Below are 6,247 nucleotides of genomic sequence, written 5' to 3' on the forward strand. Positions count from 1 at the left end.
GGGCGGTTGCGGCACCGATGCGCCCAGAGCAGCCAGGTTTCGGTTTCGCGCTCCGACCCGTCGGGCAGGACATGGCCGTGAGCGCCGCCGACCGAGTGGCGGCGAAAGGCACGCCGGCGACCGGCCTGGACCAGCGCGTCGACCTCGATGCGGCTGTCCGGCACGTCCACCGCGCGCAGCCGGTCCCGCAGCTCCTCTTCGTCCCTCATGGCTGGACCCTCCCTCCCTGTGTGACGGTGACCGGACGTCCCGCGTCGAGCGCTGCACGCAGCGCCGCGAGGCCCCGGGAGCACTGGCTCTTCACGTTGCCCACCGAGCACCCGAGCGCCTCCGCCGTCGCCTCCACGGACAGGTCGCCGAAGTAGCGCAGCACCACCACCGCCCGCTGGCCCTTCGGCAGCCCGCGCAGCGCCGTCAGCAGCGCGTCCCGCTCCTCGATCTTGGACTGGGCGGGGTCGGGCAGTTCCGGCAGGCGGTCGCCGAGCAGCACCCGGGACCACCCGCGCCGCCGCTCGTCGAGGTACCGCCGCACCAGGATCCGGTGCACGTACCCGTCGAGGTTGTCGGCGGCGGCCGCCCGCTTCCAGTGCACGTAGAGCGCGGTGAGCGTCGCCTGGACGATGTCGTCCGCCTGGAAGGGGTCGGCGCAGAGCAGGTACGCGGTGCGGTGCAGGCGGGGTAACCGCGCCCGCACGTACTCGACGTACTCCCTCTCGAGGTCGGGCCGCATCGTGCTCCCTTGGTCAGCCGGTGTGGACGGTGGACTCTGGTCGTCTGTTAGTCGGCGGTGGCCGGGAGGAAGGTTGCACGGAGCCGTTGTTCGATAGGTTGCCGGGTGGTGAGGGCCGGGTCGCGGCCGCGGGGAGGACGTCATGTCGACGCAGCGGACGGTGTTGGTCATTCCGGGCAGTCGGGGCTGCTGCCACGTACCCCCGCAGTTGTTCGCCGCCGACGCGGCCCGGGCGCGCGGCGCCGAGCTGCACCACCTCGCGTGGCGCGGCGACGTCCCGGCCGAGCCGGCCGCGCGGGGGCCGTGGGCGGTCCCGCAGATCGCCGCGGCGCTGCGCGACCTGCCGGAGCCGCTGGTCATCGCGAACTCGCTCGGCGCCCTCGCCGCGAATCTCGCCGCCGACCGGGGACTACCGGCCGTCTGGATCACGCCGTTGCTGCACCGCCCGGAGGTGGTCGACGGCCTTCGCCGCGCCGGGGCGCCCTGCCTGCTCATCGGCGGTACGGCCGACCCCAGTTGGCGTCCGGAACTCGCCCGCGAACTGTCGCCGTACGTCTGCGAGGTGGCGGAGGCCGACCACGGGCTGCGCGTGCCGGGACCGCTGGCGCGGTCGGCGGCGGTGCTCGGAGAGGTCGCCACCGCGGTGGAGGAGTTCCTCGACCGGGTGCTCTGGCCCACGCCGCCCGATCAGTCGGCCGGCGTGCCGGTCGGTTCGTCCGGACGGGGCGGCCAGGGCTGACGCCGGCTGGCATGATCGTCGGCATGGCCGCCCTGCCCCACCCCGACGACCCGGTGTCGCCGGATGTGCGCGGGACCGGCCGGCCGGCACCGCCCGCGGGAGCGCCCCCTCGGATCGTGCGCGCAGCGGACCTCGCCGGATTCAGCGCCGGGCAGTTCCTTCAGGTGATGGAGGCCATCACCATGATCCTGACCCTGCCGGCGTCCGCCGCCGACCACGTCGACGGGCTCGTCGTGGTCACCGGCCAGGGCGAGGAGTGGCGCCTCACGCACGCGATCCGGCACTGGGAGACGCATCGGCGGCTGCGCCACCTCCTGGTAGCGAACGGAAACCCAGCGGAACAGACCTATGTCGAGATCACGCTCGACTACCTGCGGGGCCTGGGCCTTCGGCGGATCGACGGGGTGCATCTGCAGGCCGAGCCGGCACCCCACACCGGACGGCAGGCGGCCTGGATCGTCGACCGGGTCGGGGCGCTCGGCATCGCCAGCCTCGCGCTCGCCGTCTCGCCGTACCACCTGGCGCGCGTCTATCTCACGGTCCTCAACGGGCTCATCCGGCGCGGGATGCCGCTACCCCTGATCCCGCTCCCGGTCGCCGTGCCCCCGGACACCCCCGTCCCGGAGACCGGAGCAACCGCCTACGACCTCCTGCCGGGGGAGGTCCACCGCATCCTCACCTATCAGGGCCGGGGCTGGGTCGCCACACCGGAGGAGTTGCGGGAGTACCTCCATCTGCTGTGGAGCCGGGATCCGGTCCTCCTCGGCAACGCCCGCCGGCCACCTCGGCTGACAGCGGACGGGGCGGACGGCTACCGGCCTGAAGAATAGGATCCATCGCCATGACCTCTTCCCGCCGGTCGCAGTTTGGAGCCGTCGACCCCGGCGGCGTCGGGCACCAGGACGAGGGGCCGGGACCCGGGCCGCAACCCCTGGCCCCGGCGCCCGGCCGTCCCCGCCGACGAGTCGCGATCCTCGTCGCGGGGATTCTCGTGCCCGTCCTGCTCGTCGCCGCAGGTGCGGCCGTCTACCTCGCCGCAGGTTGGCACGACCGCGGTACGTTCCGGGCGGAACCACCGGCCTGCGCGACGCTCGAACCGAGCCTGCACCTGCTCGCGACGCCCTACACCGTGCAGCAGGACGGGTCGAACAACTGCGATCTCTTCCTGCCCAGGGACCACCCGGGCTACATCTCCGCTCCCGTGATGACCGTCGCCTACTACGTCGCGACGCCGGAACGAGGGGATGCGCCGGAGGCCGCCAGCCGCGTCCTGCGTCAACCCGGCGCACAGCTCCGGCCGCTGTCCGGCGTCGGCGACGAGGCGTACTCCCGGAATCGCAGTGTCTACCTGCGAGTCAGCAACCTGGTCGTGGGGATCGAGGTCTTCCCCCGCGCGGTGAGCCTGGAGTCCCAGGTCCACGCCTTCGCCGCCGACCTGGCCAGCCGCCTCGGACGCAACTGAGGCAGGACCGACGAGGCCTGGGAGGGGTGACCGTGGTGCGCCCGGCAGGATTCGAACCTGCGGCCTTGGGATTAGAAGTCCCCTGCTCTATCCGCTGAGCTACGGGCGCGCGGCGACGTGTCGCGCCAAGAGGGTACCGCCGTACCGGGGGTCGGCGCGGTAACGGGTGGTCGTGGCCGCGTCGGTGATCAGAGTGCCATGAACCGCCCCGCCGGGACATCGGGGATTTCGCGGGTCCGGGACGATGGGGGACCGGCCGGTCCGTACCCTCGGCGTCGTGCTGCTCGACCACGACACCGAGAACGAGATCATCTACGAGCTGTGCCAGCTGCTGGGGCGCGCCATCCTGCCCGTCAGCCGGGCCGAACGGCCGGGTGGCCCCGGCGAGGGATTCGGCACCGCCTTCTTCTGGACCGAGCTGGTCGGGGCCACCGACGACGGCGAGGTGGTGCAGGAGTGGCTGCTCACCGCCGATGCGTCCGCCCGCGCCCGGTACGGGGAGATCGCGCTGCGGCCGAGCATCACCGACCCGGCGGATGCGGCCGCCGAACCGATCGAGCTGCCCGGGTTCGCCGACCGGTGGCTGCACCTGCCGGAGATCGGCCTGGCCGCGATGCCCACCGGTGGCCTGCACGGGTACGCCGAGGACCGGGGCTGGCGCTGGCGTACCCAGCACGTGACCGATGCGGTGGCCGCGGACGCGGCGGCGGTCGCCCGGGTCGGCGCGGATCCCGGCTCCGCGTTCGTGCTCGCCCTCGGCGTGGCCGATGACGGGTCGCGCCCGCTGGAGGCGGTGATCGAGCGGGTCGTCCGGGACGGCGACGCGCTGCGGATCACCACGGAGCTGCCCGCCGGGTACGTCGGCGCGCCGGTGTTCGGCGTGCAGACCGGCGCCGACGGCGAGCTGAGCCTGCACTGCCTCGGTCTGGTGCTGCCGGCCGAGGCGGGCGGCCACCCGCTGGCGACGTTCGACCGGATCCGTGCGGCCCTCGCGGAGGCGACGGCCGGGTTCCGCTGACCGGTCGGCTCAGCCCTCGGCGCCCGCGCCGGCCCGGTCCTGCACCGGCCGGCGCGCGGCCGGTGGGCGGTCGGGCTCCGGGGCCGTCGGCCCGGCGCCGAGGAATCCCTCCGCCCACCGTCCGACCTCGGCGAAGACCTTCTCGCGTACGGCGGGGCCGGAGAGCGTGAGATCGTGCAGGCCGCCGTCGAAGCGGGCCAGGGTGACGTGCGGGCCGAGTCGGGGCGCCCAGCGGACCATGTGCTCCACGTCGAGCACCGCGTCGGCGAGGGTGGCCGAATCGTGCCACTTCGTGCCCCGGTAGCTGCGCGTGGAGCAGGCCAGCAGCAGCGGCACCCGGATGTCCAGCCCGGCCCGCAGCTGCCGCTGGCCGGCCCGGATCGCGTTGATCCAGCCGGCCCGCACAGGGAACCCCGCGAGCGGCTTCCACGCCAGGTCGTACCGCCACTCACCGCGGTGATCGGCGTGCAGGCTCTCCCCGTACACGGTGCCGAGCCCGAACGGGAGGATGCGGTGCGGCGCCCGGCGGCCCAGCCGGGAGACGGCGGCCGCGAGGGGTCGCCGGACCAGCCAGGGGGCGTTGATGTCGAAGAAGGGGCTGTTGAGGACGATCCCGTCGACCAGCCCGGCCTCGCGGCGGGCGTGCGCCCAGAGCGACACGATCAGGCCCCCGGTGGAGTGGCCCATGGCGAGCAGGGTGTCGTGCCCGTCCTCCGTGCGGATGATCTCCGCGGCCGCGTCCAGCTCGGGGAAGTACTCGCTGAGCTCGTGGCAGAAGTTCGGGGTTTGGTGGGGCAGCAGGCTGCGACCGTACTTGCGCAGGTCGAGCGCGTAGAAGTCCCAGCCGCGCTCGGCGAAGAAGTCGGCGACGTGGGTCTGGAAGAAGTAGTCGACGAAGCCGTGCACGTAGAGCACGGCCCGGCCGGTGGGGCGCTCGGCCCGGCGGCGCACCAGCGTCGCGACGACCGGCCCCTCGTCGTCGGTGCCCAGCTCGATGGTCTGCCGCTCGTACGGCGCTCCCAGCACGTCGGGTTCCACGACCGCGACGGTACGCCGCCACGCTACCCGGCGGTAGCCCCCGCGGCCCCGTCCTTCCCGGCCTGCGGCAGGTCGGGGTGTCCCGGTCTGGCGGACACCCCGACCTGCCGAGCCTCGGGGTGGATCAACGCCGGCGTCAGGCGCTCTCGGCGTCGACCCGGTCGAGGTCGGCGTCTTCCTCCGCGACCGGGGTGGCGTCGGGCCGGGCCAGCTCCCGGATGTGCTTGTTGTGCCGCGGCTCCTGCCGGGTCTTCGCGTCGTTGAGCCGGCGGCGCAGATCGTCCCGGACGTCGTTCAGCGCGGCGTGCAGGTCCTCCTCGGCAGAGGTGGTGACGATCTTCTGCCGGCCCGCGATCCAGCACTCCAGGGTCACCTTCTGGCCCCGCGCGTCGCGGTCCTTCACCGACACCTCCAACTCGGTCGCGTCGGCGTGGAAGCCGGCGAGCCGGGCGTCGAGGGTGGCGAACTGCTCCGCGATCCAGTTCCGGTCACCCTGGGAGAATCCGGCACCGACGCGCAGGCACTCGGCCACGGTCGCAGGGTTCGCGGCGGCGCTCATCGCCGGGCCTCGCAGACGTCTCGGAGAAGCATCGTCGCTCCCTTTCTCTCGGTTGATCAACTCCTTACCCAGTCGGCGTGCGTCCGGAACCGCCCCGTCCGCCCGCCATCTCGATCATGCTGCGCCGCAGGTAGGGGGCACAGGGACCGTGGTCCCTAGCAGACGGGACCTTGATCAGGTCGTTGTCCACAGCCCGCCCCGTCGTCCACAGCCGGGCGGTCGCGGCTGGTGGCCGGAGCACCGCCGGTCGAGGCTGGCCCGACAAGCCGAGTCTCCCTGGAGGGGCGATGTTCGATACGTACGTCACCATGGTGGCAGACCGCAAACGGCCAAGAGGTCGTCGTCGGCGTTAGCGGCGCCCGACAGTCGTCGGCAACGTGCTGACCGCGCCGGAGTGGCGCCGTGCCGCCCCAGAGCAACACGCTGGTGGCCAACTTTAAGGTCGCCTCGACCGCCCGCTGGCTCGACCGGGATTCCGGTCTGTGGGTCGACGGCAACAGCGTCGCTGATTAGCTTTGGGATCCTGGGTCGGTTTGAGTTTCCGGGATCGTTTCCCACCTGGGTGGGCTCGCGTGGGCGTGGAGGTGGAAGCCTGCGCCCAGTGCTGCTCCTCGTGGCCGGTGGCCGGTGGTGGGTGTGCTGATCGTGTTCACGCTCTGGTGCCGGTGGGCTGCGCGGGGCAGCCTGGGCCGGTCCGTTGG

Annotated in this window: 8 protein-coding genes, 1 tRNA gene and 1 pseudogene; 5 read left to right on the forward strand and 5 right to left on the reverse strand. The window is 73.1% G+C overall.

Annotation, left to right across the window (positions count from 1 at the left end):
• Both ACWEVO_RS27045 and ACWEVO_RS27050 read right to left on the reverse strand, forming a co-directional pair.
• Positions 1-209: hypothetical protein (locus tag ACWEVO_RS27045; RefSeq protein WP_452310317.1), on the reverse strand; the 209-nt coding region annotated here is incomplete at its 3' end.
• Entirely contained in the window at positions 206-730 is a 525-nt protein-coding gene (locus ACWEVO_RS27050; RefSeq protein ID WP_452310318.1) for a SigE family RNA polymerase sigma factor, read from the reverse strand. The genes ACWEVO_RS27045 and ACWEVO_RS27050, both read right to left, overlap by 4 nt.
• Before the next feature lie 142 nt (positions 731-872).
• Between ACWEVO_RS27050 and ACWEVO_RS27055 the strand changes: the two genes are divergently transcribed.
• From ACWEVO_RS27055 to ACWEVO_RS27065, 3 genes are all read left to right on the forward strand, one after another.
• Complete coding sequence (locus ACWEVO_RS27055) at positions 873-1,469, forward strand: alpha/beta hydrolase (protein ID WP_452310319.1); 597 nt, start codon at positions 873-875, stop codon at positions 1,467-1,469.
• Positions 1,470-1,636: 167 nt separating this feature from the next.
• Entirely contained in the window at positions 1,637-2,299 is a 663-nt protein-coding gene (locus ACWEVO_RS27060) for a hypothetical protein (RefSeq protein WP_452310324.1), read from the forward strand.
• A gap of 11 nt (positions 2,300-2,310) precedes the next feature.
• The gene (locus ACWEVO_RS27065) at positions 2,311-2,931 is read left to right on the forward strand and encodes a hypothetical protein (protein WP_452310320.1); all 621 of its coding nucleotides are present in this window, start codon (positions 2,311-2,313) and stop codon (positions 2,929-2,931) included.
• 33 nt (positions 2,932-2,964) lie between these two features.
• Here the strand turns inward: ACWEVO_RS27065 and ACWEVO_RS27070 are convergent.
• A tRNA-Arg gene (locus ACWEVO_RS27070) sits at positions 2,965-3,040 on the reverse strand.
• Positions 3,041-3,175: 135 nt separating this feature from the next.
• Between ACWEVO_RS27070 and ACWEVO_RS27075 the strand changes: the two genes are divergently transcribed.
• Entirely contained in the window at positions 3,176-3,949 is a 774-nt protein-coding gene (locus ACWEVO_RS27075) for a hypothetical protein (protein ID WP_452310321.1), read from the forward strand.
• A 9-nt stretch (positions 3,950-3,958) separates the two neighbouring features.
• On the opposite strand, the gene ACWEVO_RS27080 is transcribed toward ACWEVO_RS27075, so the two are convergent.
• Positions 3,959-4,987, reverse strand: a complete 1,029-nt coding sequence (locus ACWEVO_RS27080; protein WP_452310322.1) for an alpha/beta hydrolase — start codon at positions 4,985-4,987, stop codon at positions 3,959-3,961.
• 136 nt (positions 4,988-5,123) lie between these two features.
• Positions 5,124-5,546: an HPF/RaiA family ribosome-associated protein gene (locus ACWEVO_RS27085; RefSeq protein WP_452310323.1), complete on the reverse strand. Its 423-nt coding sequence runs from the start codon at positions 5,544-5,546 to the stop codon at positions 5,124-5,126.
• Positions 5,547-5,923: 377 nt separating this feature from the next.
• On the opposite strand from ACWEVO_RS27085, the pseudogene ACWEVO_RS27090 reads away from it, so the two are divergent.
• Positions 5,924-6,050, forward strand: a pseudogene (locus ACWEVO_RS27090) (single-stranded DNA-binding protein); the annotation flags it as partial.
• Positions 6,051-6,247: the final 197 nt, after the last annotated feature.

The sequence above is a fragment of the Micromonospora sp. NPDC003776 genome (genome assembly GCF_053605645.1).

Excerpts from the sequence above, each read along its gene's own strand:
- ACWEVO_RS27065 (WP_452310320.1), top strand. The coding sequence starts at position 2,311 with ATGACCTCTTCCCGCCGGTCGCAGTTTGGAGCCGTCGACCCCGGCGGC.
- ACWEVO_RS27050 (WP_452310318.1), bottom strand. The coding sequence starts at position 730 with ATGCGGCCCGACCTCGAGAGGGAGTACGTCGAGTACGTGCGGGCGCGG.
- ACWEVO_RS27055 (WP_452310319.1), top strand. The coding sequence starts at position 873 with ATGTCGACGCAGCGGACGGTGTTGGTCATTCCGGGCAGTCGGGGCTGC.
- ACWEVO_RS27085 (WP_452310323.1), bottom strand. The coding sequence starts at position 5,546 with ATGAGCGCCGCCGCGAACCCTGCGACCGTGGCCGAGTGCCTGCGCGTC.
- ACWEVO_RS27075 (WP_452310321.1), top strand. The coding sequence starts at position 3,176 with ATGGGGGACCGGCCGGTCCGTACCCTCGGCGTCGTGCTGCTCGACCAC.
- ACWEVO_RS27060 (WP_452310324.1), top strand. The coding sequence starts at position 1,637 with ATGGAGGCCATCACCATGATCCTGACCCTGCCGGCGTCCGCCGCCGAC.